Here is a 24127-nt window from a genome sequence, read left to right as displayed (position 1 = left end):
AGAATACGCAAAACTTTGTAGCAAATATGATAGCCGATTAAGCCGTAAGATACAAGTATCAGAGCTTAACCGGCTTTTATATTTTGTTATAGTGACGGGTAGGAACCTTCCCAGACAATTTTTTTATACATATCGGGATCGGTATCTCCTTCCGTAGAGAAGCACAGTATCTTTGAATTCTTATCGAGTTTTAATGCCGCGCGTAAATCCTTCATATCATCGTGCTGCATAATTGCGGATAAGAGGCCGAAGGGGACGGCGCCCGATTCTCCTGAGGTAACCGGCGCATCTCCCTTAATAGGAGCCGCAAGCATACGCATACCGCGGGCGGAAACCCAATCGGGTGCGGAAACAAAGCAGCTGGTGTTATTCTTTAGGATGTCCCAAGAAATGGTGTTCGGTTCGCCGCATGCGAGTCCTGCCATAATGGTTTGCAAGTCGCCCGTTACAAAATGCGGTTTTCCGTCTGCTGCAGTTGCCGACCGGTACAAGCAGTCTGCAGCACGCGCTTCCACGACAACGGTAATGGGGCAATTATTGGGGAACAGATTTTTAAAATATCCTTGTACGGCTCCTGCAAGTGAACCGACCCCTGCCTGTACAAAGATATGGGTGGGGCGGTCTACGCCGGCTGCCTTGAGCTGTTCGGCAGCTTCAAGCGCCATCGTACCGTAGCCCTGCATAATCCATGCGGGGATTTCTTCGTACCCATCCCATGCCGTATCCTGTACCATAACGCCGTGTTCCGTTTTTGCGGCAAGCGCTGCAGCCATACGAACACATTCATCATAGTTGACGTTTTCTATAGTAACCTTTGCGCCTTCTTTTGCGATATTATCGAAGCGGGTTTTAGTAGAGCCTTTGGGCATCAGCACGACCGATTTTTGACCGAGTTTATTTGCAGCCCAGGCCACGCCCCGTCCGTGATTGCCGTCGGTTGCGGTAAAAAACGTAGCCTGCCCGAATTCTTTCCGCAGTTTTTCACCGGTTAATACATCGTAGGGGAGTTCTGAAACATCTTTTTTAAGCTGCTTTGCAATATACTTTGCCATCGCAAAGGAACCGCCGAGTACTTTAAAAGCATTTAAACCGAATCGCCATGATTCGTCTTTGATAAATACCGACCCGACACCAAGCATATCCGCCATATTTTTTAATGGAACGAGCGGTGTTGGTGCATACTGCGGGAAGCTTTTATGAAACGCGTGTGCCTTATTGATTTCGTCTAAAGCCATTACCGCAAGCTGTTTGTTGTCCGTTTTCGGAAGCTTATTTTCCGACCACAGAATCTTCTCCATAAGATAACTCCTTTTAATCTTTTAAAATAGAGAACCGCTAAAATCCGTTTTTTTAAGGATTCTCATTCAAAAAAAAATTGTTAGAATCAAAATATTTATGAGCTAATCATAGCACAGATACAAGATATGTCAAGTTTCCCTGTATTCTAAAGCTCTTTGAGGCGGTGCCGAAACTATAAATAGATGCCGTCTGCTGCAAGCGAATAATTTTACGGAGAGCGGCACACTGCATCGTTTTTCGTTATAGTGGAGGGTAATGTATGAAATTGTATTCGATTAAAAGTAATCCGGGTGATGTATCCTATTTTTCAATTTTGAACGAAACGGATAAAGGATATTTTATCCGCATCTGCCATGATAAAGAAGGATATGAGAAAATCAGCGAAGAATTTCTTGATAATGATATGTTTGCACTCTGCCTGCGTACCGGATATATCAGCGAAGTTCCTGCCGAAGCTCACGGAGTCGCCTAATTGGTTAACAATGCTGCACCTCTCTAAATACCGAAGCTTTTAGAGGGGGGCGGGTATACACGGCGGAAACGCCGAAATTCTTATCTTTTTCTCTTGTCATTTGTATAAAAATAGTACATAGTAGGCCGTAATACGGCTGTTTTATCAGCATCATTGTCAAAAAAACGGGTAAAAGAGAGGAGCGTGTATGCGTAAACTTTGTACTATTCTAACAGGAATATTTTTAACTCTTTTATTTACAAACTGTCAGCCGTTTAAAGACAATATAGAAGACTATTTAAGTTATTGGTCGGCGGAGGTGATCGCTACGGACTACCGCATTAATCCGCCGTATTCAACGAATGCTGCCGGTGCATTGTGTGTACCGTCCGCTGGCGATGTAACGGTTACGGTTAAACTGCGTAATCCTAAAAACTTTACCCTCAAGACGCCGTCCTCCCCCGCCGATGCAGGAAAGGTTATCCGCTTTCCCGAGCTTTCGCCGCAGCCGGAGTACGGCGATACAAAAGACTATACCTTAACGCAAACGACACCCGATACGCTTACCCTTACGTATAAAAGCAGCTTTTTAAAAAAGTATGAATGGGGCACCGGAGATATCAGTCCCGAAATTACCCTCATCGCTACCGATAATGACAGAGTATTCGGTCAGAAGTTTCGCCTAAACCTCAAGGCTGACACTGCCCCTGCTTTGGAGTACAGAGGTGTCGGGAAAACACAGGTAGACAGCAAATGGTACTATGTGCTCATATTCCAAGCACAGAATATGAACGCTTCTCTGCCGTCTCCTCTTTTGCATCTGCATGGGGACATTAAAAAGCTGCACATTGCAAAAGAAGGCGGAGCAAGCGCTGTTTACACCATACAAAATATTAATTTTAGCTCCCAAACATTCAGCTGGAGCCCCGGTGATCCGCTTTTAAATACTGCAACACAGTTGGGTTTTGGTGATTATGAGGGATCCGCGCCTCCGTTCCCGGCGTCGACGGATAAATGGCTCATATACTATCAAACGGATATCGAAATATCTCCTTCGTCGGCAGCAAAAACATACACCGCACAGCTCAGCGATGCGGCGGGGCTTCGTTCAAACGAAGTTGAATGCAGTACCGTTAAAAGGAAAGTCGGACTTATAGACCTTGAGGTAACTAACCCATCCTCGCATACCTCCACACCGGGCGAAACCGGCGGACATGATCATCCGTATAGCGTAAGATGTAATGAAAACGGTGCAACGCTCAAAGCAACATGCAATACGCCCGGCGTTACTATTTCGTATACGGTTTACGACATAACAAACAGTCCGGCGGTAGAAACAAGCAAGAATTCGGGTGCTTCGCCGCTTACGGGGATACGGCTTATCGCGCCCGGCACTGTTGGGCATACAAAGCAGTATAAAGTTGTTCTTAAAGCAACGGCACCGGGATTTACCGAAGACACCCGTGATGTGTACTACACACTGACCCGTGTAGGAGACGTAACTATAGATGCTAGTACACTCAATGAGAATGAAAAATGGAAAAAGTTGAGAGAGGCTGTTGCACACGCTACCGCAGGCGACATTATCACCATAAATGGAGAAATTAAGGCAACGTCTGCCGGCTCAGGTTCAAATGCAAACTATGGCGAAATCATCATCGATAAAAACCTTACGATACGGGGCAAAAGCGGCAAGGATACCGATATTCTCAATGCAGATACGGCTATAACCGGCAAAACACACCGTATTTTCAACGTGCAAACAGGTAAAACACTCACCCTAAGCGGTCTGACACTCAAAAATGCTACGGCTCCCTCAGGCGGAAACGGCGGCGGCATTTTTGTTGCGAGCGGCAGTAAGGTAGAGCTTTCAAACTGCACGATTGAGGGTTGTAAAGCGGGTATCGGCGGCGGTATTTATGCAAAAGATTCTATTGTTTCTCTCTCTGATTCAACAATCGTAAACTGTACCGCGACACACGGCGGAGCTGTCTATATTGAAAGCAGTACTTTTACAATAAAAGGCGGTACTAGCATAACGCCCTCATCAGGCTCTGATGAAAATGTTAAAGGTAAAAACGACGTGTATCTTAAAAACAGTCAAACAATTACCATTGACGGCAGCCTGACGGGAACAAGCCCGATAGCACGCATAACGCCTGAACACTACACTGACGGTGCCATTGTGGTACAAGGGACATCATCTTTTACACTTCCTTCAGGCTACGCTCAAAAATTCGTTATTACGCCATCCGCTAATAATAATCAAAGCTGGGCTCTCGATCCACCCGCCAATAATCAGCTCAAATTAAAAGATTACGGTGTATTCACTATTGCAGCTACACCAAGTTTAACTGGAGACAAGATTACTCTTTCATGGAAGAATAACGAATCGAGCAAAACCGAAACAATAACAAACCAGCAGTATCGTCTTATGCTGAATCCGTATATTACCGACATAAAACTAAAGGCGGAATGCTCATCAAGCACATTCCTAAAGAAATGGACACTGACAGGAGGAGATACGCCGCCGTCCGGCTATACCGTAGAATATCCGAATAGTACAAGTGTGAAGGGAAAAACCATTACAGCAGTATTTGCCTCCCGTGCTACGCTTCCTCCAGGCTTGAACCTTTCTTCCGACGGAAAAACGATAGAAAAATATACCGGCACAGAGTCTATTATTAATTTTAATGATCGCGGTCTCGGTTGCGTTGAAGAAATCGCAGCAAATGCTTTTAGAAATGAAAGCGGCGGCAGTTTCATCAATAATACTACGATACAAGAAGTTGTATTGCCGAATGGTTTAAAAAAGCTCGGCTCGTATGCTTTTTTTGACTGTAAAGTACTAAAGAAAGTTACCATCCCAAGCGGTTTTACCGGAGATATTAACGAAGTCTTTCCAGGCTGTACTGCCTTAGAAAAATATGTGATCGCTGACGGCAATCCTCGCTACTGTCTTTCAGCTCAGAAACACCTGTGTTCGAAGAAAGAGACCGCTCCCGGCAGTTATGATCAGAATGACTTAACGCTTGTTTCGGTGGTATTCAAACCGTCAACTTATCCTATTCTGAAAATTACGGATAGCAAGATAAAAGAGATTAAAAATATGGCTGCAGAGTTTCATACCTTTACCAAGATACAAATCTCCGGCCTAGCAGATCTTTCAAAAATATACCAGTATGCTTTTTTTAAGTCTGGAGTAGGTGGATATGAAGTTACCATTAATACATCTACACCGCCTGCGCTGCCTGCAAATCCGGGCTCAGTATTTGTCGGTGCAACCAAAATAAAGGTTCCTTCCGGTTCCGTTACTGCGTATAAAACTAAATGGTCCAATTATGCCAGTATAATAGAATAGAGGGATACTAAACCGGCGGTTTGAGGTGTCCTTAAATATAGGCAGCCGTAGATCAACATACCGATGAATGCGTGATGTAAGGGATTTTTTAAAAATTGACATTTTCAAAAAATCCCTGTATCATTTTTTTATGAGCATCAACGTGTATTCTCTGGGAGCCGCAGAGGAAGTAACCGGTTCAAAGCATATTCTCGATGTCGATGGGTATTTGTATCTTTTTGACTGCGGGGCTTTTCAAGGGAAACGGGCGGAAGCCGATAAAAAGAACCGCGATTTTAATGTTCCCGCCGATAAATTAACCGCCGTTGTTCTTACCCACGGGCACTATGATCACTGCGGGCTGTTGCCGCTGTTGGGTATACACGGGTTTACCGGCAATATCTATGCGACGCCCGCGTCACGGGATATTGCCAACCTCGTGCTGATGGATTCCGCCCGTATACAGGCGCGGGATGCCGAATATTTACAAAAACAAGCAATCAAAAAACATGAAAAATTCGACTGGAAGCCGCTTTTTACCGAAGAAGATGCCGTACAAACCATCAATCAATTTGTAACGGTTTCGTATCATCGTCCCGTGTGGATCGGCCCGAATGTGCAGCTTGAATTTTATGATGCGGGGCATATTCTCGGTTCCGCAATCGCCTTTATTACGGCAAAAGATTCCGCCGGTAAGACTGTAAAAATTGCCTTTACCGGAGACCTCGGCAGAAAGAATAAATCGATTATCCGCGACCCTGATATTATCCCTGCTGCCGATTATATTATGATAGAAAGCACCTACGGAAACCGCCGGCATGAGGATATTCACAATGCGATGGAGATGCTGGAACGTGCGGTTAATGACGCGGTAAAGATGCGCGGTAAGATTATCATCCCCGCCTTTGCCGTTGAGCGGACGCAGGAACTCATCTATTATTTCCATCTGCTGACGGATCAAAAACGGATTCCGCAGATTCCCATCTATGTCGATTCGCCGATGGCGGTGAACGCAACGACTATCTTTCAGGTGCATCCCGAATGCTTTGACCAAGAAACACAGGAAGCCTTTGTCAAACACCACAAAAACCCGTTCGGCTTTAATGCGCTCAAGTTTATTACGAGTGTCGATGAATCGAAGGCGCTGAACGCGATGGAAGAGCCGATGGTTATTATCAGTGCGGACGGTATGTGTGAATTCGGCCGCATTACCCATCATCTTGCAAATAATATTTCAAAGCCTTCGACAAAAATTATGCTGGTCGGCTATATGGCGGAAAATACGCTCGGCAGACGTTTGATGAACCGTGAACCGGAGGTAAAGATATTCGGAGAATGGCATCAAGTCCGCGCGGAAATTCTTCAGATTAATGCGTTCAGCGCCCATGCCGATTATGTCGAAATGGTCGAATGGCTTGACAGCCTCGACACCGGAAGCTTGAAAAAGCTGCTGATGGTGCACGGTGAACCGGACGCACAGAGCTTTTTTCAAGCATATTTACAGGAGCATCGCTATGAATCGCATATTATGCGGTACGGCGATGTAATCGAGTTATAGCGATGCAGATTATTACCGGTTTTCATGCGATAGAAGAATTACTGCGCTCGGTTGAAGCTCAGTTGGAGAAAAAAAATTCGGAAACAAAAAGCTCCGCAACAAAGAATTCCGATGCGGGGAAAAAGATTGGCGGCGGACAGGCTGCCTCCGGCGGAAAGGTGTCCGGATTGCGGCTCAAGATCCTTTACGCCAAGCAGGGGCCGCGCGTAAAAAAGATCCTTGCGCAGGCGGAAAAACTTTCCGTAACGATAGAGCAGCGGACTGACGCCGAGCTTGACAAATTGACGGCATCCCTGCCGGAATATCTGCAAAATCACCGCGGAATTATCCTGATCGATGAACGTCCGCAGGATCAGGCGCCGAAGCTTTCTGCCGATGCACTGCTCGCCGCGCTTGCTTCCCGCGAAAAAGCCTTTGTGGTCGTCCTTGATTCAATCACTGACCCTCACAATACCGGCGCGATTATCCGCAGCGCCGATCAATTCGCTGTGGATGCCGTTGTGCTGCCCGAACGGAGATCCGCCGGAGACTTTCAGACTGTCAGTAAGATCAGCGCGGGGGCGGCGGCGTGGGTACCGCTTTTATACACGGCGAATTTGGTGCGGACGGTAGAAGAGCTTAAACGCAACGGCTTCTGGGTATTCGGCGCCGACGCCCAAGGCGACCTGCTGCCGCACACCAAGTTCCCCGACAAAACCGTGCTGATTATGGGCAGTGAAGGGTCGGGCATCAGCCGCTTGTTAAAAGCCTCCTGCGATTCTTTTACGGCAATCCCCACCTCCGGCAAACTGGACAGTTTGAATGTCTCGGTCGCCGCCGGTATTTTGATGTACGAGGTACGCCGGCAGCAAAACGGGTAGGGGAGTGCCCTATTCCCGCCGGAGTTCGGCAAGTGCGGAACAGAAGAGGGTACCGGCTTGCGCTACGTTAAGGCTTTCGATTGCTCCGCTGCCGTTGATTTTAACCAGCACATCACAGAGTTTTTTCGCTTCGGCAGAAATGCCGTGTTCTTCATTTCCTAAGACTATAACGACCGCTTCGTCCGGCTGTACCACTGACGGAATATCTTTTAGACTGCGGTATGCCCGATGATCCGCCCCTATCCGTACCAAATATCCGCTGCTCATCTTTAAAAAATGTTCGGCGGAAGGAGTGGTATACAAGGTGATAAATTCCATACCACCTTGTGCAATCCGGTAGGTGCTCGGCGTCAGCTGCGCTTGTGCATCCTCTCCGCTTATCACGATATGTTCTATGCCGAAAAAGGCTGCGCTGCGGATAACTGCTCCGAGGTTATTTGCATTTCCGACACGGTCGCACAGCAATACTGCGGCTTTTTCGGTTTCCCACCGTTTCATCTGTTCCGGTGTTACGGCAGCGACGTGGGGTGCTGCAATCATGGCGACTACCCCTTGGTGGTGAACAGAGCCGCAGAGTTTTTCCAATTCCGCATCCGACTGCACGAGCCGGTAGAGCCGTTTCCGCTGAGCAAGATATTTGCAAAGGCTGCCGAATGTTTTTACCCTGCTTCCGGCAAAAAAAAGTCTTGAAATTTTTTCAGGATGTTCGGCGGCGAGCGCTTTTACCGCTTCAAAACCGCACACCGCCAATTCTTTTTGATATAATTCACTCATAGTGCACGTTACGGCAAGGCAACCGCAAAAATAGATACGGCTGCCTTGTTATACCTCTTTTTTTACCTTGAAACTGCTTTGCGTGTGAGCTTACGCCCTTCGTTTTCCGCCTTTTCCAATTCTGCCTGTGCAATCGACAAGAGTGCGATAGGTACCGAATAAGACGAACAGGAGACATAGTTCAAACCCGCCTTCATACAGAAGGGGATGTTTTCGGGGCGTGCGCCTTGCTCTCCGCAGAGTCCGAGTTTAATGTCGGGGCGGGTGAGCTTGCCGCGTTCAATTGCGATACTGATAAGTTCCCGCACACACGGATCCAAAATTGCAAAAGGATTGCCGTCGATTAAGTCATACAACGTGTAATCCGGCATAAAGCTGTTAAAGTCATCGCGTGAAAGTCCGAGCGTTGTTTGCGTAAGGTCATTGGTTCCGAACGAGAAGAATTCCGCATAACGGGCAATTTCTCCTGCCGATAACGCCGCAACGGGCAATTCAATCATCGTGCCGATTTTGAAGTCTATCGGTTTCGCTTTGAACTGTGCGCGCATTTCCTGTTCAATCGTACGGATACCGAGGTAGGCATGCCCTTCGATCTTCTTTCCGTATGCAATTTGTTTAAGCTCACGGAAATTCATGATAATTGGAACCATGATTTCAACGTGCGTTTCAACGCCTTCTTTTTGCAGTTTGTAGGCTGCTTCAAAGATAGCGCGGACTTGCATTGCGTAAATTTCAGGATACGAGATTGCGATACGGCAGCCTCGGTGTCCCAGCATGGGATTTACTTCCGCACAAAGCTCGATTTTTTCCGACAATGCTTTTTTAGTAACGGTTTTTTTTGTTTCTTTTTTAAGGTAATCGATAAATTCGTTCAGCTCCGCGTCATTATGCGGTAAGAATTCGTGTAACGGAGCATCTAACAGGCGGATGGTAACTTCACGTCCTGCCATAGTCTTAAAGATACCGTAAAAGTCTTCCATTTGAACTTTTTGGAGCTTGTTTAAAACTTTAATACGTTCTTCCGTTGTTTCGGCAAGGATCATCTCTCTAAAGGGATTGATACGCTTTGCCTCAAAGAACATGTGTTCGGTACGACACAGCCCGATACCTTCGGCACCGAAGCTGACTGCTAAGGCAGCATCGCGGGGACTGTCGGCATTAGCACGGACATGGAAGTCTTGGATAAACGAACGGGTAAGATCAATAAAGTCAAGCAAGCCGGATGTCTTGGGATCAGGTTCGATCAGTTCTGCCGCTCCGAAGTATACGGTCGATTCGCCGTAATAGGGTACTTGCAAGGTGATGTAATCCCCTTCCTTAATGGTAATACCGTTAATGATAGCTTTGTTCGCCATAATTTTCATGTCGGGGCGTACCAATGAGATTTTCCCATATTGGCGTGAAACAACGGAGGCATGTGCCGAATAGCCGCCTTCATTCGATAAAACACCGGTAGAAACTTCAATCGCCTTTACATCGCCTGCATAACTCGCCGGTAGGCAGAGAATACAGCGGGTATCAGCGCTTTGCAAACGTGCAATATGCTGGGCTTCAATCAGTGCGTCAGCACTGAAGTATACGCGGCCGACTGCCGCACCCGGCGCGCCTGCGATACCGCCCTTTGAATGCTGGAGATTTTTGACGCTCGACATATTGATAACCGGATGTAATATTTCATTTAACTGCCCCGGTTTGACATTTTTTACGACATATTCAGCATCAACGATTTTTCGATTGTACAAATCGAGGAGGAAGTGTACCAATGCAATCGTGCTTTTTGCTTCAACGGATTTTTGCTCGATAAGCCATAGTTTTCCTGCTTCAATCGTAAACCGGATTTCGCGGACATCTTTACTATGATCTTCCAACCGCCATGCAATAGCTTCCAATTGCTCAAGGTATACCGGCTTTATGTCGTTAATATCTTTTCCGAGGGCATCCACTTCATCAAATTTTTCTTGGAAGAACATACCCTGTAATTTCTTTTCACCGGTAACGATATTGCGGCTGAAGAATCTGCCGGAAAAGGATTCCTTGTCATAGTTACCATATACTAAGGGCTGAATCAATAATGCAACATCATTTTCATTATCAGGTTCAAGACTGAGCAGGGTGCTGATGAGCTGGATGGTTTGATTGAGCTGTACTTCTGCGGTGCTAAAAAATTCTTGCGGCAGATACGGTTGGTACTTATCCATAACGGTAGTACCGGATTCATTTCGTTTTTCTTTCTTTAGTTCATGTTCAATTTTTTCCAGCTGTTCTTTATAGAGGTGCTGTTTTGCGTTGTCTTCCTGTAACTCTGCAATCTTAAATAAAATTGAAAAGATACCGCGCAATAAGAACAGAACTTCGTGACTTGCAAAATCTGTTCCGACTTTCTTTTCAAAGCCGCCGATGGTTGTTTTTGCCAACCCGAAGTTATGGAGCGTCGGATAGTTGGCGATAACAAGGTTGGGCGAAATAACGAGCTTTAATAAAAGAGGATTTTCCGGATCACCGAATTCTTTTTTAACCGCTTCGCCCATTTTCTTTAAGAACGGCCGCAGCGGCGATAACACATTTGCCTGTTGCAAGGTTTGTGTAATAGTTGCATCCATGACAAGACCCGGTACGATAGGTAATCCGAGTTCCGAAAATTCATTCAGCTGGCGTCCGCGGATACCGAGAATTGTTTTGTCGATGTTGCTTTTAAGTGCTTCTTTATTAGTAAAAAAATGGATTGATTTAGACATATTCATAATAAACTCCTAGAAAAGGTTAAGGACGGTACTGGGGGAACCGCGCAAAAAGGCTTCAAAACGCGGACTTGCGCCTTCTGCAAAATATTTCGACAATTTTGACAAGTCTTTAATTTCCTCACCTGCAACGGCAAATTGGATGCTGCTGCCGTGCTTTACCTTTCCCCATTTAAACAACGTATTGATATCGACAATCTGCTCGCCGTCATAGAATACGATAACCTTATTATGCGGATAGCGTGCATTGTAGCTGCGGATAATCCGCTTCCATGCTTCGACGTTGCCGTTATGAAACAGTTCGTTGGTAACAACAACCGAAATTTGTTGAGAGATGCGGGTTTTTCCCGATGGAACCTGCATTTGAGCGGGGGCTGCCGCCTGTTTTGCTTTTGCAGGACTTGCTGCTGCTGTTTTGGCTTTTGCCGTTGCCGGAGTTTTTACCGCTTTTCGCTTTCGCTCTTTTACCGGCTGTTTTTTTGCTTTAGGTGCAGTAAATACAAACGGCCCGTTCAAAAGTTTTGCAGGAACCGACGGGGTTGTACCACTTAAGAGGTCAAAAAATGCGTTGAATACCGTTTCTGCAACAGAAGTTTCTATTATGCCTTTATCTTGTTTTCCGACATAAATATTTAAGAGTTCATTTTTTTTCATCGTTTCAAAAAGAGACGCATTTGCAGGATTTTTAGGGTTTATCACCAAAAAGCCTAAGTCAGGGTGATGATAACCGATTACGATATCGATTCCTTTCCATTTTGCTGCTTCTGTGATGATATTCATCGGCGTCGTAGTGATTTCTCGGATGTTTTTAGATATAACCTTATATCCCCACATATCGAGTAGTATAACAGATAAAAACGCCGGAATTTCTTCATTTATTAATTCTTTGTTTTCAAGTAATATACTAATTTCATCGGCAATATTTTTTTTAACATTGCTGGCATCCAGAAGCGATAGAGCATTCTGAATATGTGTTACAGAGGCATTAAACCCCTGCTTTGTAGCAAGCGGTACATAAAATCCTAATGAATCGAGCATTCACTTCTCCTTTGCATCGCAAGGATGGTTTTAGAAGCATTGATTAAAAAACGTCCTTGCATTTACTTTCAGTCTTATGGGAAAAACAATTCCTTCAGGAATCCTTGAATAACACGGAATGTAAGTTCCCTATAGATAAAAGCCCTCCGAAACGAGCGTTTCAGGGGGCTTTTATACATAACTTTAACTTATTGCCATACGATAAGCTTTACAGGGTTCTTACACCGGATTTGCGTCCCCGGCGTCCTTTGCTTGCCGTACTATCAACAGCACCCGCTTTCTTTGTTTTAGCGGTACCTCTGCGTCCGCGGGTTGCGGCCGGTGTTCTGCTCACAGTTTCAGCGGCAGGTGCCTCCAAACTCGGAGTTTCGTTTAACACATCGAGGAACTGAGCGCGCCCGCTCGGTGTTCCCGCAGCAGGTTCATCCTCTTCGCCTGAACCGAAGGTCTGTGCAATATCTGCACGTACTGTCGAGCGGCGGCGGCTGAAGGAAGCAAATGCCTGATCCATAAAGCCTTTGGAAACTCCATGGAGGAATTCGTTTAAGACGTTTGCCATACCGTCAAGAGTTGCCTTCTTGCGTTTGATGGAGGTGATATCCACGTCAAGCAAGAGACCCGGCTGCATATGGAACGGGTTGATGAGGTAGTCGAACTTGTTGAATTCAGCCTCGAGGAAGGCGAGCCGTTCTTCCATAACACGGCGTTCAACAGGGTACTGATAATCATACATTTTCTTGAGCCGTTCACGCATGATTACAAGCTTCTTGCGCATCTTGTCTTTTTCGTAGACAAACGTGCGGTTCATTTTTTCGACGTCGGTTTCAGCTGCATTGACAAACGAAATTTCGTCCCAGACTTTTGCAATATCCTTATAGGCGGGTTCACCCTTGGGCATCTTGTACTTCTTCTGGATGTGCTTTTCGTAGAGCTTTGCCAAATCGCCGAAATCGGTAATACGTACCATGAACTTCGACTTGTCATACTGGGTCTGTAATACGTCCCAGAGGTGCTCGACTTCGGTTTCAAATGAACGAACCATAACCTCATACGCTTTGCGCTCTTCAAGCAGCTGGGCATTATCGTAGTAGCGTAGACGAATCTGGTAGCGTTCGTCGGGGAGGTTTGCAACGTTCGTATCATCGTATTCGCGCAACAGCAACTCACGGGCGTTCTTCAGGTTTTCAATGTACTGATATCCCATCTTAGAGGTGTCAAGAATTGAAGTTAACGAGTTAATTGCCGTGTTAAAGCCGCGGTTACGGATGTTTTCGATATCGATAATGTGTTTGATATTCTCACGCACATTGAGCTGATCGAAAGTCTCCGGATCAATTTCGGCTCGCAAGTTTGCGATGCGTTCCATCAATTCCTTTGAAACTACCGAATAGCGCTTGCTTTCAGGATTTTCAACATCATCGTCGGTAACATCGAGAACTTTTCCCATCTTCTTGAAGATGATTTCGCTGTCGGTCATCTCTTCTTTGCCTTCGTCGATAAGTTCATCTTTTAATACTTCGATTTCTTTATCGATGAGGTTCATCAGGTGGCCGGAGAGCAAATCTTTGATTAAGTATTCAACCGTTGCCTGATACTGGAAAATCGGGCTGATAAGCTCGGTGTCGAGAATGTTGACTGAAAGTTTTACATCTGTTACCGTTTTGGGCTTAATGATGTTGTCTTTAAACGCACACTTTACAATTGAGTAAGCGTTTTCACCGCGGACGAAAGCACCGACGTCGGTTTTCTGACGCAGAAGCGAATTGGTCAGTGTTTCCAAATCGTTGATTCCGCGCTGTACGTGTCCTTGCAGGTGTCCGTACATATTGACGATCGATTTTTCGATTTCACCGGTATTGAACTTATCGGCGCCGCCGACTTCATCCAACAGAGTTGCGATCTCTTTCGGCGTGTAGCGGTTCAAAACCTTCATTTCTTCCCTATCGATAAATCCGCGGACTTTTTTGAGCATTTCATCTTCTGCGGTTACCATATAGCGGTTGAACATATTCTGATAGTTCTGGTTAAAGTAATTGTATAACTTTTCCTTTAAACCACCCATTATATCCAATCTTTCAAGAACATCTTTGGGTAGTTTTGTTGATAAGTGATGCAATACTTTATTGGTCTCTTCTTCAATCAGCTGATTCACTTCTTTTTGCTGATCGCGGTAATCCTGCGCCAACGAATTCCTAGAACCGACAGCACTGGGCTTTTCGGGATGGAATACATTTGGACTTTGAGGTAAATCTAAACTTGCCATCTTACTGTCTCCTTATTGCAGTAGATTTATATCCGTGACGGATATACTAACACACTTCTCATTATAAGGCTATTTGATAAAATGTAAAGGCTTCTCCCCCCTTTTTACTTTCTTTTTTTTGTAATACTATAGGTTATATCTAAAAACACGGTGTATTTTTAGAAGGGTGTTATACAATATCTGTAATGAAAGGAGTTATTATGTTGAAAATCAAATCTATTTTCTTTGCTGTTTCTTTTTTTATTATTTCTTTTACGGTATTTGCCGGTGAAAGAACTATTCCCGTCGATATTTTTTTGATGATTGATAAATCGCAATCAATGAATGAACCCGGTAAATTCGAGAGTTTGCATAAATGGGTACGCGATACGCTCGTTGCCGAAATGCTGATACCTGATGATTGGATAACTGTCTGGGAATTTTATGAAAAGCCTCATGAATTACAAACATTAGTTATTAAAAATGAAAACGATCGTAATTCATTGATAAAAACAATCGACAATATTACTCCCAACGGTGCATTTACCGATATCGGCAGTGCATTGGATGCAATCCAAGATTCATTAAATAAACGAGGAAAAAACAACCGATATAAAATTTTATTATTGGTAACGGATCTTGAACAAGATGCGCCGTGGACATCAAAATATCGCGGAAAACAGGAATCGTTTAAAAGTCCGTATCTTGCAGAAGCGCGCATTATCAAACATGATAATTGGTACGAAATAACACTGGATATGGATATTCAGGATAAGGTTGTTAAAACGACTCAAGAACTCTATACGAATATTATTGATAATAAGGGAGTGCCCCGTAGTAATGATGACCAAAATAAAGTGCTTATCACCGAAGAAAAAAAATAAATTGCGGAATTATAAAGCAGGGCGTTTTTAAAGATGAAAAAATTGTTTTATATACTTTGCATTGCGGCGGTTATTGTTATTATCGGTCTATTGACTTATCAGCGTATTGTTCGCCAACGGATGCAGGTAATACCACGGAATGCTCAAACAATTATTCCCGTTGCGCCGCAATTGCATCAGCAAGAAGTTTCCGCTTCGGAAGTAATACCGGAAACCGTACAATCGGTTATTACGCTGCTCAGCGATGAGGTACTTGTTGAGGATATACAAGCGGATCTGAATGGTGATAATAAAGAAGATAAAATTATTGCTGCAAAAAAATTATCCGATCAATTCATCTATCTTTTTATATTTTTACAGGATAATGATGCTTACACTTTTACAAGAGCGGCAGAAATAAAAACGGAAGCAACCCATGCGAAAACGCTTTCCGTTTATACGTTAATGGTACAAGAGTACCCATATCCTGTTATAGCGTATAATGGAATGAATGCCGACAGTATGCAGGTTTTCGGTATGTATGCGTTGGAAATCGATGACAATAAAATGATCAGTATCAATTCTTTAGCCGGTATACAAGCGGACGGTCAAATTATACTGAAAAATGAACAGAATAATTCGATTTCCGATTATACGATATCTGCATATTATTCCGATAAAGATGCTCCAAATACGCTCAACCAAATAGAAAAACAATATACATGGAATGCTAAAAAAGAATCTTTTGTGCAAACAAAAGAAATAAAGATTCCCGGAAAAAGAATTGAAAGTCAATTTCTTCAAAAATTTCAAACAGGGGATAGTAATTCTTTTCAAGAATTTCTTGATGGATTATGGTATCAGCCAAGTGCAAAAAGAGATCAAAACCGGAGTATCTTTTTTAACCGGTCAGAAAATGAAATCATTTTTTCCGTTGATAATATTCAAGAACTGTTCACTATTGATTCGATAACACCGCGCAGATTCGGTATTTATTTTTCTACAAAAAATGCTTCTATTTCGAGTATTCATCGGCGCATCAGTATTGAGTTGATTGGAGTTGATGAGGTGCATGTAAGAGTTATCGATGATATTGCACGTTTGAAAATCGGTGTTGCATCAAACTGGGATGGAACATACCGAAAAATAAGCAATACCGTACGAGAAGTGCAGAGCAGTACCATGCTTGACAATATAAAAAAGATATTAACTGCGGATGAAAAAACATGGGCAAGTGCAGAGGGTTATTCTTTATCTTTTTCGGATAATTCGTATCGCTTGCTGCAAGATACGGTGCAGCAATTAGGATGGTATACGATTTTGCAGATAAAAGGTAATACTGTGTTGCAGCTTAAAGACACTGAAAATAATGAGCGCTTTTTTAGTCTTATACTTGATAATGCCGGTAAGCGATTAAGCTTAATAGAAGTTTCCGTTACGTTGAGCGGTATTACACCGATTGGAAAATCACCGCTTATATTTGAATAAGCTTTTGAGATGCATACCGTAACATATCCGCGAGGCAGAGCTTTTGTATAAAATTCTACCTCGCGGAATATCGCAGAATACCGCGTCTTGACTTTGACTGTTTCGGCAGCGGAATGTGTTTTATCTTATCGTTTTACAATAACGGCAGTACCTTGACCTCCGCCGATACACAGAGAAGCAAGACCGAGCTTTTTATCCGATCGAATCATTTCGTGCAGGAGGGTTACTAAAATACGATTGCCCGAAGCTCCTACCGGATGTCCAAGCGCAATGGCGCCGCCGTTGACGTTCGTTCGTTTTAATAGAGCATCACGATCAACACCGTGCTCCTGTACCAATTCATGGATAACACCTAGAGACTGAGCCGCAAATGCCTCATTCAATTCAATCAGTTCCATATCGGAAAGTTTCAGCGATGCATAGTTTAATGCATTACGGATTGCCGGAACGGGACCTAATCCCATTACGAGCGGGTCGACGCCGCCTTGCCCGATGCCGATAATTTCCGCAAGAGGTTTTAGGTTATATTTCTTTACGGCTGCTTCACTTGCAATCAGTACAAAAGAAGCCCCGTCATTTATTCCCGATGCATTGCCCGCTGTAACGGTACCGTCGCTTTTAAAGGCAGGTTTGAGCTTTGCAAGTTTTTCGAGGTCGGTGGTACGATTGGGGTATTCGTCGGTGTCAAAAACGATATCGCCTTTTTTATTATGGATGATAATCGGAACTATTTCGTTTTTAAATTTGCCTGCATCGATAGCGGCAATCGCTTTTTGCTGGGAGGCGAATGCAAATTCATCCTGCTCTGCTCTGGTAATATTGAATTTTGCCGCGATGTTTTCGGCTGTAATTCCCATGTGGATATTTGCACGGGCATCGGTTAAGGCGTCATAAATCATGTGATCGACCGCCTGCCAGTTTCCCATCTTATTTCCGCTGCGGGTATTTGCGGGTACGAGATACGGAGCAAGAGACATTGATTCTACACCGCCTGCAACAACAATATCATTAAAGCCCGCTTGAATAGACATGACCGCTTCCATAACCGTCCGCAAGCCGGAACCGCAGACCATATTGGTTGAATGAGCGCACACGGTTTCGGGGATTCCCGCTTCCAATGCGATGGTACGTCCGATATTTTGTCCGAGTCCGGCGCCGAGTACGTTACCGCAAATAAGCTCCGAAACCTGATCGGGCTTTACCTTTGCATCTTCCAGCAGCGCTTTTACTACTGCTGAACCCATGTCTTTAGGCTGTACGGCGGATAATCCGCCGAGGAATTTCCCGATAGCAGTACGTTTTGCACTGACAATATACGATTTTGATAATGTCATTTTTGACCTCCTAGAAATCCGGGGAATATGTTTACGTTAAAGAAAATTTCTAAAAACTTTGGTTTATGAAGTAATTTAGAACTATCCTTTAGTTAGGATAAATCCCCTGTATGATTCTATCATATCACGCTTACAACAATCTGACTATATTAGGCGATCAGGGTAAACGCATCAGGCGGTTTTTTATCAGCCCTAATTATTCTACGAGAATGTTTTCTTGTATGACGGTTTGCTCTTTGATATAATTCGGAACAATTTAGAATGAATTTCTAAAATACACATTGCAAGGAATATCATACATGGAAACACTCTGTCTGCGTCCGCACCATCTGTTATGCACCCGTGCATTTAAAGGTAACGGCTATTCTCCCGCATTTGTTGAAAATATGCAGCGTGTTATCGATCGGTTAAAAACCGGCTGCGATATTACCTTAGTGACAGGCGTCGATGCCATTTGCGCCCTATGTCCCGAAAGAATCGGCAATCACTGCCGCTCGGAAGCAAAAGTAATGGGCTTTGATGAAGCTGTCCTATCGCAGCTCGGATTGGAAAGAAAAACATATACTTATACCGAAATAGAAAAGGTACTTACAGCCCGATTAACCGAACCCGTATACGAGTGCATTTGCCGTGGCTGTGAATGGAAGCAAACCGGCATCTGCTGTTACGCTGATGTAAAACGGTCTTTACTCGCAAAATAAAATATGGAATGCTATAATAAAAATACAGTGCATTTTTGAAAGTAAGATGAAACTGTGACGATCGGACTCAAGATGTCTGATTTTTACGGTGAATTTCAGCGGAAATTTTTTTTTAATTTTGCACAGCACAGGAAAAACTCAAAAAATTTGACTTTCTTTAGCCAAAAATCTCCAAAAGTCGCATAAGGACTGTAGGAGGCAAATATGCAAAAATTACCGAATATCCCAATGCGTTTCACCGCACGAAACGACTACGCATTCAAAAAGCTCTTTGGTACCGAGGAAAATAAAGACATCATGATTGAATTCCTCTCTTTGGTTACCCTTTTGAGCACAGATGATTTTGACGATGTTCGTATCGAAAACAGTGAACAGATTCCCCGATTCTACAACGATAAAACCGGGCGGCTCGATATAAAAATCCGCTTACGCGACGGCCGTAAAATCGATGTAGAGATGCAGAATACCTATTTTGATTATTATCCTAAACGCAGTATCTTTTACTGTTCTAAACTGATCCATGAACATTTTATGAGCGGCTTCCAGTATGCGCAGTTGAAAAAGTGTATTGCAATCAATGTGCTGAATAGCCCGTTTAAGCTGAGTGAAAAGATACATTCAATCTATCAGATACGGGAAACGGAAGAACAAACACTCTTGGATGAGCTTTTGGAGATTCACTTTTTAGACTTAACAAAGCTGCAAAAAGAGAATTTGACAAGCCTAGAAAAATGGCTTATGTTTATCAAAACAGACAGTAAGGAGGAGCGGTCTATGCTCGCACAAGGGAATCCTGTAATGGCGAAGGCAAACAAAGTAATGGATATCTTTTATCTAGATGAGCAAGAGCGGAAGCGGTATGAGGCAGCGTGGGAATATGAAAGCGACCGGCTCTCGATGATAAGCGAGTCTGAACGGAAAGGTCTTGAACGCGGGAGAGCTGAAGGCAAATCGCTCGGTCTTGCCGAAGGTTCCCGCCAAAAAGCGCTCGAAACGGCAAAAACCATGCTTACAATGGGCTATCCCCTTAGCGATATTTGTAAAATTGTAGGACTCCCTCAAGCAGAAGTGGAAGCACTTAAATAAATTTTAATTTAAGGAATGATGAATTTTTGATGTGAATTATAGTAATTTTTCCAGCCATTTTCCTCCAAAAGTCGCATAAGGATTGTAGGAGGCTGAAAATGAGCAAATCCCACAGCAGCCCAATGCGGTTCACCGCTCAAAACGACTACGCATTTCTTTCCATTGTACATCCGTGTACACTTGTACATCCGTGTACACTTTTAATGATGCAACGAAGTAGATGCGCCGTATATTTTCAAAAGATTGACTGATTTTGTCCCGAACACTATAATAGCCCGATATGAAACGAAAATTGATTACTTCAGCCCTTCCTTATGTGAATAATATCCCGCATCTCGGGAATTTAATTCAAGTCTTGTCCGCCGATGTCTTTGCGCGTTTTTGCAGGCTCCGCGGATATACGAGTTTATATGTATGCGGTACCGACGAATACGGTACGGCAACCGAAACAAAGGCCCTCGAAGAAGGGAAAACGCCGCGCGAATTGTGCGACTACTACCATGCGATCCACCGCGATATTTATCATTGGTTCAATATTGCGTTTGACTACTTCGGACGCACCTCCACACCTCAGCAAACAGAAATCGTTCAGGGGATTTTTAAAGATATTGAAAAAAACGGCTTTATAAAAGAACATTCGATGGAACAGCTCCATTGTGCACACTGTAACCGCTTTTTGGCAGACCGCTATGTACGCGGTACCTGTCCTCACTGCGGTTACGAAGATGCGCGCGGCGATCAGTGTGAAGCCTGCGGCAAGCTGCTGGAGCCGACCGAACTAAAAGCTCCCCGCTGTTCAACCTGCGGAGCTGCGCCGGAGCCGCGCAGTACCAAGCACCTCTACATCGATTTGCCGGGCATTGTGCCGCAGTATGAACCGTGGATGCAGAAAGCAAGCGTAGAAGGGCAGTGGAGCAACAATGCCGTGCAGATGACCAAGGGATGGCTGCGCGACGGTTTACAGGAACGCGCCATCACCCGCGACCTGAAATGGGGCATCCCTGTTCCGAAAGCGGGTTTTGAAGATAAGGTATTCTACGTTTGGTTTGATGCCCCGATTGGCTATATCTCTATTACAAAATGCTTTACCGATTTAACCGGAGCCGATTGGAAAAACTGGTGGCTTGAGCAAAACGACATCGAGCTGTTTCAGTTCATTGGAAAAGATAATATCCCCTTCCATACGGTGATTTTCCCCAGCTCACTCATTGCATCGGGGAAGGATTGGGTAAAGCTCCATCATATTTCAAGCAGCGAGTACCTCAACTACGAGTCCGGCAAATTCTCCAAATCGAAGGGGATCGGCGTGTTCGGCTCCGATGCTAAGGATTCAGGGATTCCGGCGGATATGTGGCGCTTCTACATCTTCTATAACCGCCCCGAAAAGAATGATGCCCTGTTTACGTGGAAGGATTTTCAGGAGCGGGTAAACAGCGAGCTGGTGGGGAACCTGTGTAATCTGATAAACCGGACGCTCACCTTTGTGTCGCGTTATTATGACGGCGTTATCCCGCAGCGGGATGGGATGGCTTTCGCCCGTGAGGATGTCCGTGCGGTAACGGAAGGCTTGCGTGCTGCAGCAAAGTATAGCATTGAAAAAATTACCGCACTGCTTGAAGAAGCGGAACTGCGCGATGCCTTCCACGAGCTGTTTACACTTTCCTCAGTTGCCAACAAGGCGTTCCAAGACGGAGAGCCGTGGAAAAACCGCGAGGCTGATCCCGAAAAAGCGGAGGCGCTCCTCTTTGAACTGTGCTATTTAATCAAGGATTTGCTGATATTGATGCACCCGTATATGCCGGAATACGCCGATGCGGTTGCGTCGTTCTTAGGTATTAAGATATGGTCGGGCAATGTCTTTGACTGGGAACATCCCGTACAGCCCCGTCCTGAAAATACCCTTGCGTGGAAAAACCTCTTGGAGCGGAGCGGTTTGGAGCGGGTGCAAAAGCCTGCAATCATCTTTAAAACGCTGGAAAACGATGCGATTGCAGCATATCGTGAGCGCTATGCAGGCAGTCAAAAGGAACGTGCCGCGCAAGCCGGAAAACAGGCTGCGGGAAAGCAAGCAGGCGGAGAACAGGGCGGAAAAAAACAGCAGAATGCGGGAAGCAAAAACGAGAAGCAGAAAGCCAAGCCGGAATGGGCGGATATTTCTCCCGAACAGCTGTTTACCGATTATATTTCGTTAAAAACTGCGAAAATCCTTTCTGTGGAAAAACATCCCGATGCGGATAAACTCTTTGTGGAAACCATTGACGATGGATCGGAAGGTGGGCGGGTTATCCTTTCCGGCTTAGCGCCGTATTTTGCGCCGGAAGAGCTGGTTGGTGCGGATATTATCCTCGCAGAAAACTTAAAGCCGCGGAAAATGCGCGGTATTGAATCGAAGGGAATGCTCTTAGCGTCTCATTATACCGATGCGGACGGAACCGAGCGGGTTGAACTGGTCGGAATGCCCGGTGCGGCTGCCGGTACACCGGTAATGCTGGGAGATGCCGAAGCAGCTACGTCGCCGGTACAAAAACCGCAAGCTATTGATGCGGAGATGTTCTTTGCGGTGCCCTTTACGGTAGAAGATTTCCGCGTATGCGCTGCCGGAAAACAGCTCTTGGTAAACGGCAAACCGCTCGTAATGAAGCACGTTAAAACCGGTACGGTACAGTAACAGCGCAGATATCTCCGTGAAAATACACGGAGGTGTGTTTGTAGGGGAGGGGACTGCCGTTACGGTAATACTCAATGATCAAGAGTGTATAATTTTTAACCGGTAATCACAAGCGAGTTCGGTCAACAGCTCATCATGGGTGATAATGACAACGGTTTTTCCCGCTTGTGCAAGCGCATCAACCCACTGCACCATACTTAAAAGCCCTTCGCCGTCCATACCGCTGGTCGGCTCATCGAACACAAAGAGCTGCGCTTCCGAGCAATACGCCGCGGCAATTACCACCCGCTGTTTTTCTCCGCCGGATAGCGACGCAGGATGCCGGTTCCGTACCGCCTGCAAGCGGAACAGCTCAAGTGCTTTTTCCGCGTGCTCTTTTACGCTTTGAGACAGCTTTCGTCCCAGCAGCAGCTCATTGATGACGCTGTCGGAGTACAGCTGATAATCGGCATCCTGCATCACAAAATAGCTCATTCGCCGCCGCTGTGCACACGAGAGCTTCTGTCCGTGCAGGGTAATGCATCCACTCTGCTGCCGCAACAGTCCGCACAGTATCTTGCACAAGGTAGTTTTACCGGCACCGTTTTTTCCGGTCAGTGCAGTAATACTCCCCTGCGGAAATGTAAGACTGATATTCCGTATACCGCATTCCATTGCCCGACCGGAACCGTCTTCGCCGTGACATTCCGTATACCGTCCATTCCGGTATAAATACGTTACATTCGACACACATAAAGCAGCTCGCGATGCATCCGGCTCTATTTTTGCCGCTTCCGGTAATTTTACAACCGGATCCGGTGTTGACGTTTCTACTGCTGCGGCTCTTCCTTGCGTTTTTTTTAGTACGGCTCTTTCAGCTGCTCCTATCACTTCCGTTGTATGAATGTGATTTGTCCGCAAAGATAAGTCCGCCATACCGGGATAGCGAAATCCGAATTGCCGTAGCTCACCTTCCTGCAAACGGCAAAACTCCTCTGCCGTCCACCGGTGTGCAGCCCTACCGTTTTCGATATGCAAAAATGAATCTGCAATTCCTAAAAATGTGTGCAGCCGGTGCTCACTGATGATAATCGTTGTTCCCCGCTTTTTAATCTCCGCCAAAAGACCGGTAAGAATTTCGATACCGTCCGCATCCAAATTAGAAACAGGTTCGTCTAAGATCAAGATTTGAGGCGATAAAATAAGCGCTGCAGCAATCGCTACCCGTTGTTTTTGCCCTGCCGATAGGGTATCAACGGTTCGGCATAACAGCGGCTCTATGTTAAGAAGTGCAGCCGCTTCTCGTACCTTTTCTTTCACGTACATCGGCTCCAGTCCGATATTCTCTGCGGAAAACGCAATTTCATCCTGCACACTGTTCATAAAAAATTGACTGCGCGGGTCTTGAAACACAACTCCGAACGTCCGCACTCGCTGCTCAGGCGGCATAGACGCAGGTTCTCTCCCGGCAACCAGCACCGAACCATGTAGTGTTCCCTCGTAAAATGCCGGAGCTAAACCATTGATCAGCCTCAACACGGTACTCTTTCCAGCCCCTGATCTTCCGCACAAAACAACGCATTCCCCGTTCCGTATATCGAAGAACATTCCCTCAATGCAAGCATCCTGCCGGTTCCCTACCGCAAGCTCCGCTTCCCCATAACAAAACGATACATCACAAAATGTAATCATAGATATAGCAACCGTA

The 24127-nt window shown here is 45.1% G+C and carries 16 protein-coding genes; 9 read left to right on the top strand and 7 right to left on the bottom strand.

The features are described 5' to 3' along the window. Positions 1-86 precede the first annotated feature (86 nt). A complete protein-coding gene (gene dpaL / locus E4N65_RS07125; RefSeq protein ID WP_044015949.1) occupies positions 87-1298 on the bottom strand; it encodes a diaminopropionate ammonia-lyase in 1212 nt (403 codons plus the stop codon). Positions 1299-1558: 260 nt separating this feature from the next. On the opposite strand from dpaL, the gene E4N65_RS07120 reads away from it, so the two are divergent. The 4 genes from E4N65_RS07120 to rlmB all read left to right on the top strand — a co-directional run bounded on the left by E4N65_RS07120 (position 1559) and on the right by rlmB (position 7508). Further along, complete coding sequence (locus E4N65_RS07120) at positions 1559-1771, top strand: hypothetical protein (protein WP_044015951.1); 213 nt, start codon at positions 1559-1561, stop codon at positions 1769-1771. A 187-nt stretch (positions 1772-1958) separates the two neighbouring features. Next, a complete protein-coding gene (locus tag E4N65_RS07115) occupies positions 1959-5111 on the top strand; it encodes a leucine-rich repeat protein (protein ID WP_253672477.1) in 3153 nt (1050 codons plus the stop codon). A gap of 130 nt (positions 5112-5241) precedes the next feature. Next, a complete protein-coding gene (locus tag E4N65_RS07110; protein WP_044017304.1) occupies positions 5242-6648 on the top strand; it encodes an MBL fold metallo-hydrolase RNA specificity domain-containing protein in 1407 nt (468 codons plus the stop codon). Between the two features lie 2 nt (positions 6649-6650). After that, on the top strand, positions 6651-7508 hold the full coding sequence (gene rlmB, locus E4N65_RS07105; RefSeq protein WP_044015953.1) for a 23S rRNA (guanosine(2251)-2'-O)-methyltransferase RlmB: 858 nt from the start codon (positions 6651-6653) through the stop codon (positions 7506-7508). 9 nt (positions 7509-7517) lie between these two features. On the opposite strand, the gene E4N65_RS07100 is transcribed toward rlmB, so the two are convergent. From E4N65_RS07100 to cfpA, 4 genes are all read right to left on the bottom strand, one after another. Next, positions 7518-8282, bottom strand: coding sequence for a TrmH family RNA methyltransferase (locus tag E4N65_RS07100; RefSeq protein WP_044015955.1), 765 nt, complete (start codon positions 8280-8282; stop codon positions 7518-7520). Between the two features lie 62 nt (positions 8283-8344). Then, the gene (locus tag E4N65_RS07095; RefSeq protein WP_253672475.1) at positions 8345-11023 is read right to left on the bottom strand and encodes a putative PEP-binding protein; all 2679 of its coding nucleotides are present in this window, start codon (positions 11021-11023) and stop codon (positions 8345-8347) included. A gap of 9 nt (positions 11024-11032) precedes the next feature. After that, a complete protein-coding gene (locus E4N65_RS07090; protein ID WP_253672473.1) occupies positions 11033-12058 on the bottom strand; it encodes a hypothetical protein in 1026 nt (341 codons plus the stop codon). Between the two features lie 208 nt (positions 12059-12266). Then, complete coding sequence (gene cfpA / locus E4N65_RS07085) at positions 12267-14321, bottom strand: cytoplasmic filament protein CfpA (RefSeq protein WP_044015959.1); 2055 nt, start codon at positions 14319-14321, stop codon at positions 12267-12269. A gap of 200 nt (positions 14322-14521) precedes the next feature. Between cfpA and E4N65_RS07080 the strand changes: the two genes are divergently transcribed. Both E4N65_RS07080 and E4N65_RS07075 read left to right on the top strand, forming a co-directional pair. Next, a complete protein-coding gene (locus E4N65_RS07080) occupies positions 14522-15184 on the top strand; it encodes a vWA domain-containing protein (RefSeq protein WP_044015961.1) in 663 nt (220 codons plus the stop codon). A gap of 33 nt (positions 15185-15217) precedes the next feature. Then, the gene (locus E4N65_RS07075) at positions 15218-16651 is read left to right on the top strand and encodes a pallilysin-related adhesin (protein ID WP_044015963.1); all 1434 of its coding nucleotides are present in this window, start codon (positions 15218-15220) and stop codon (positions 16649-16651) included. A 125-nt stretch (positions 16652-16776) separates the two neighbouring features. Here the strand turns inward: E4N65_RS07075 and E4N65_RS07070 are convergent, their stop codons facing one another. Next, positions 16777-17985 carry an acetyl-CoA C-acetyltransferase gene (locus E4N65_RS07070; protein ID WP_044015965.1) on the bottom strand — a complete coding sequence of 403 codons (1209 nt, stop codon included), beginning with the start codon at positions 17983-17985 and terminating at the stop codon, positions 16777-16779. A gap of 299 nt (positions 17986-18284) precedes the next feature. On the opposite strand from E4N65_RS07070, the gene E4N65_RS07065 reads away from it, so the two are divergent. The 3 genes from E4N65_RS07065 to metG all read left to right on the top strand — a co-directional run bounded on the left by E4N65_RS07065 (position 18285) and on the right by metG (position 22440). Then, positions 18285-18686: a DUF1284 domain-containing protein gene (locus E4N65_RS07065; RefSeq protein WP_044015967.1), complete on the top strand. Its 402-nt coding sequence runs from the start codon at positions 18285-18287 to the stop codon at positions 18684-18686. Positions 18687-18890: 204 nt separating this feature from the next. Then, a complete protein-coding gene (locus tag E4N65_RS07060) occupies positions 18891-19772 on the top strand; it encodes an Rpn family recombination-promoting nuclease/putative transposase (protein WP_044015969.1) in 882 nt (293 codons plus the stop codon). 280 nt (positions 19773-20052) lie between these two features. After that, positions 20053-22440 (top strand): methionine--tRNA ligase, encoded by a 2388-nt coding sequence (gene metG, locus E4N65_RS07055; protein WP_044015971.1) that lies wholly within the window; start codon positions 20053-20055, stop codon positions 22438-22440. Positions 22441-22518: 78 nt separating this feature from the next. On the opposite strand, the gene E4N65_RS07050 is transcribed toward metG, so the two are convergent. Then, on the bottom strand, positions 22519-24111 hold the full coding sequence (locus E4N65_RS07050) for an ABC transporter ATP-binding protein (protein ID WP_044015973.1): 1593 nt from the start codon (positions 24109-24111) through the stop codon (positions 22519-22521). Positions 24112-24127 lie beyond the last annotated feature (16 nt).

The organism is Treponema sp. OMZ 855, from assembly GCF_024181145.1.
In the GTDB taxonomy this organism is placed as follows: Bacteria; Spirochaetota; Spirochaetia; order Treponematales; family Treponemataceae; genus Treponema.
Note: the sequence above shows the minus strand (reverse complement) of the source record. Positions and strands in the feature narration are given on the sequence as shown.

Coding starts and splice junctions, on each gene's coding strand:
- dpaL (WP_044015949.1), bottom strand. CDS start 1,298: ATGGAGAAGATTCTGTGGTCGGAAAATAAGCTTCCGAAAACGGACAAC.
- E4N65_RS07120 (WP_044015951.1), top strand. CDS start 1,559: ATGAAATTGTATTCGATTAAAAGTAATCCGGGTGATGTATCCTATTTT.
- E4N65_RS07115 (WP_253672477.1), top strand. CDS start 1,959: ATGCGTAAACTTTGTACTATTCTAACAGGAATATTTTTAACTCTTTTA.
- E4N65_RS07110 (WP_044017304.1), top strand. CDS start 5,242: ATGAGCATCAACGTGTATTCTCTGGGAGCCGCAGAGGAAGTAACCGGT.
- rlmB (WP_044015953.1), top strand. CDS start 6,651: ATGCAGATTATTACCGGTTTTCATGCGATAGAAGAATTACTGCGCTCG.
- E4N65_RS07100 (WP_044015955.1), bottom strand. CDS start 8,282: ATGAGTGAATTATATCAAAAAGAATTGGCGGTGTGCGGTTTTGAAGCG.
- E4N65_RS07095 (WP_253672475.1), bottom strand. CDS start 11,023: ATGAATATGTCTAAATCAATCCATTTTTTTACTAATAAAGAAGCACTT.
- E4N65_RS07090 (WP_253672473.1), bottom strand. CDS start 12,058: ATGCTCGATTCATTAGGATTTTATGTACCGCTTGCTACAAAGCAGGGG.
- cfpA (WP_044015959.1), bottom strand. CDS start 14,321: ATGGCAAGTTTAGATTTACCTCAAAGTCCAAATGTATTCCATCCCGAA.
- E4N65_RS07080 (WP_044015961.1), top strand. CDS start 14,522: ATGTTGAAAATCAAATCTATTTTCTTTGCTGTTTCTTTTTTTATTATT.
- E4N65_RS07075 (WP_044015963.1), top strand. CDS start 15,218: ATGAAAAAATTGTTTTATATACTTTGCATTGCGGCGGTTATTGTTATT.
- E4N65_RS07070 (WP_044015965.1), bottom strand. CDS start 17,985: ATGACATTATCAAAATCGTATATTGTCAGTGCAAAACGTACTGCTATC.
- E4N65_RS07065 (WP_044015967.1), top strand. CDS start 18,285: ATGGAAACACTCTGTCTGCGTCCGCACCATCTGTTATGCACCCGTGCA.
- E4N65_RS07060 (WP_044015969.1), top strand. CDS start 18,891: ATGCAAAAATTACCGAATATCCCAATGCGTTTCACCGCACGAAACGAC.
- metG (WP_044015971.1), top strand. CDS start 20,053: ATGAAACGAAAATTGATTACTTCAGCCCTTCCTTATGTGAATAATATC.
- E4N65_RS07050 (WP_044015973.1), bottom strand. CDS start 24,111: ATGATTACATTTTGTGATGTATCGTTTTGTTATGGGGAAGCGGAGCTT.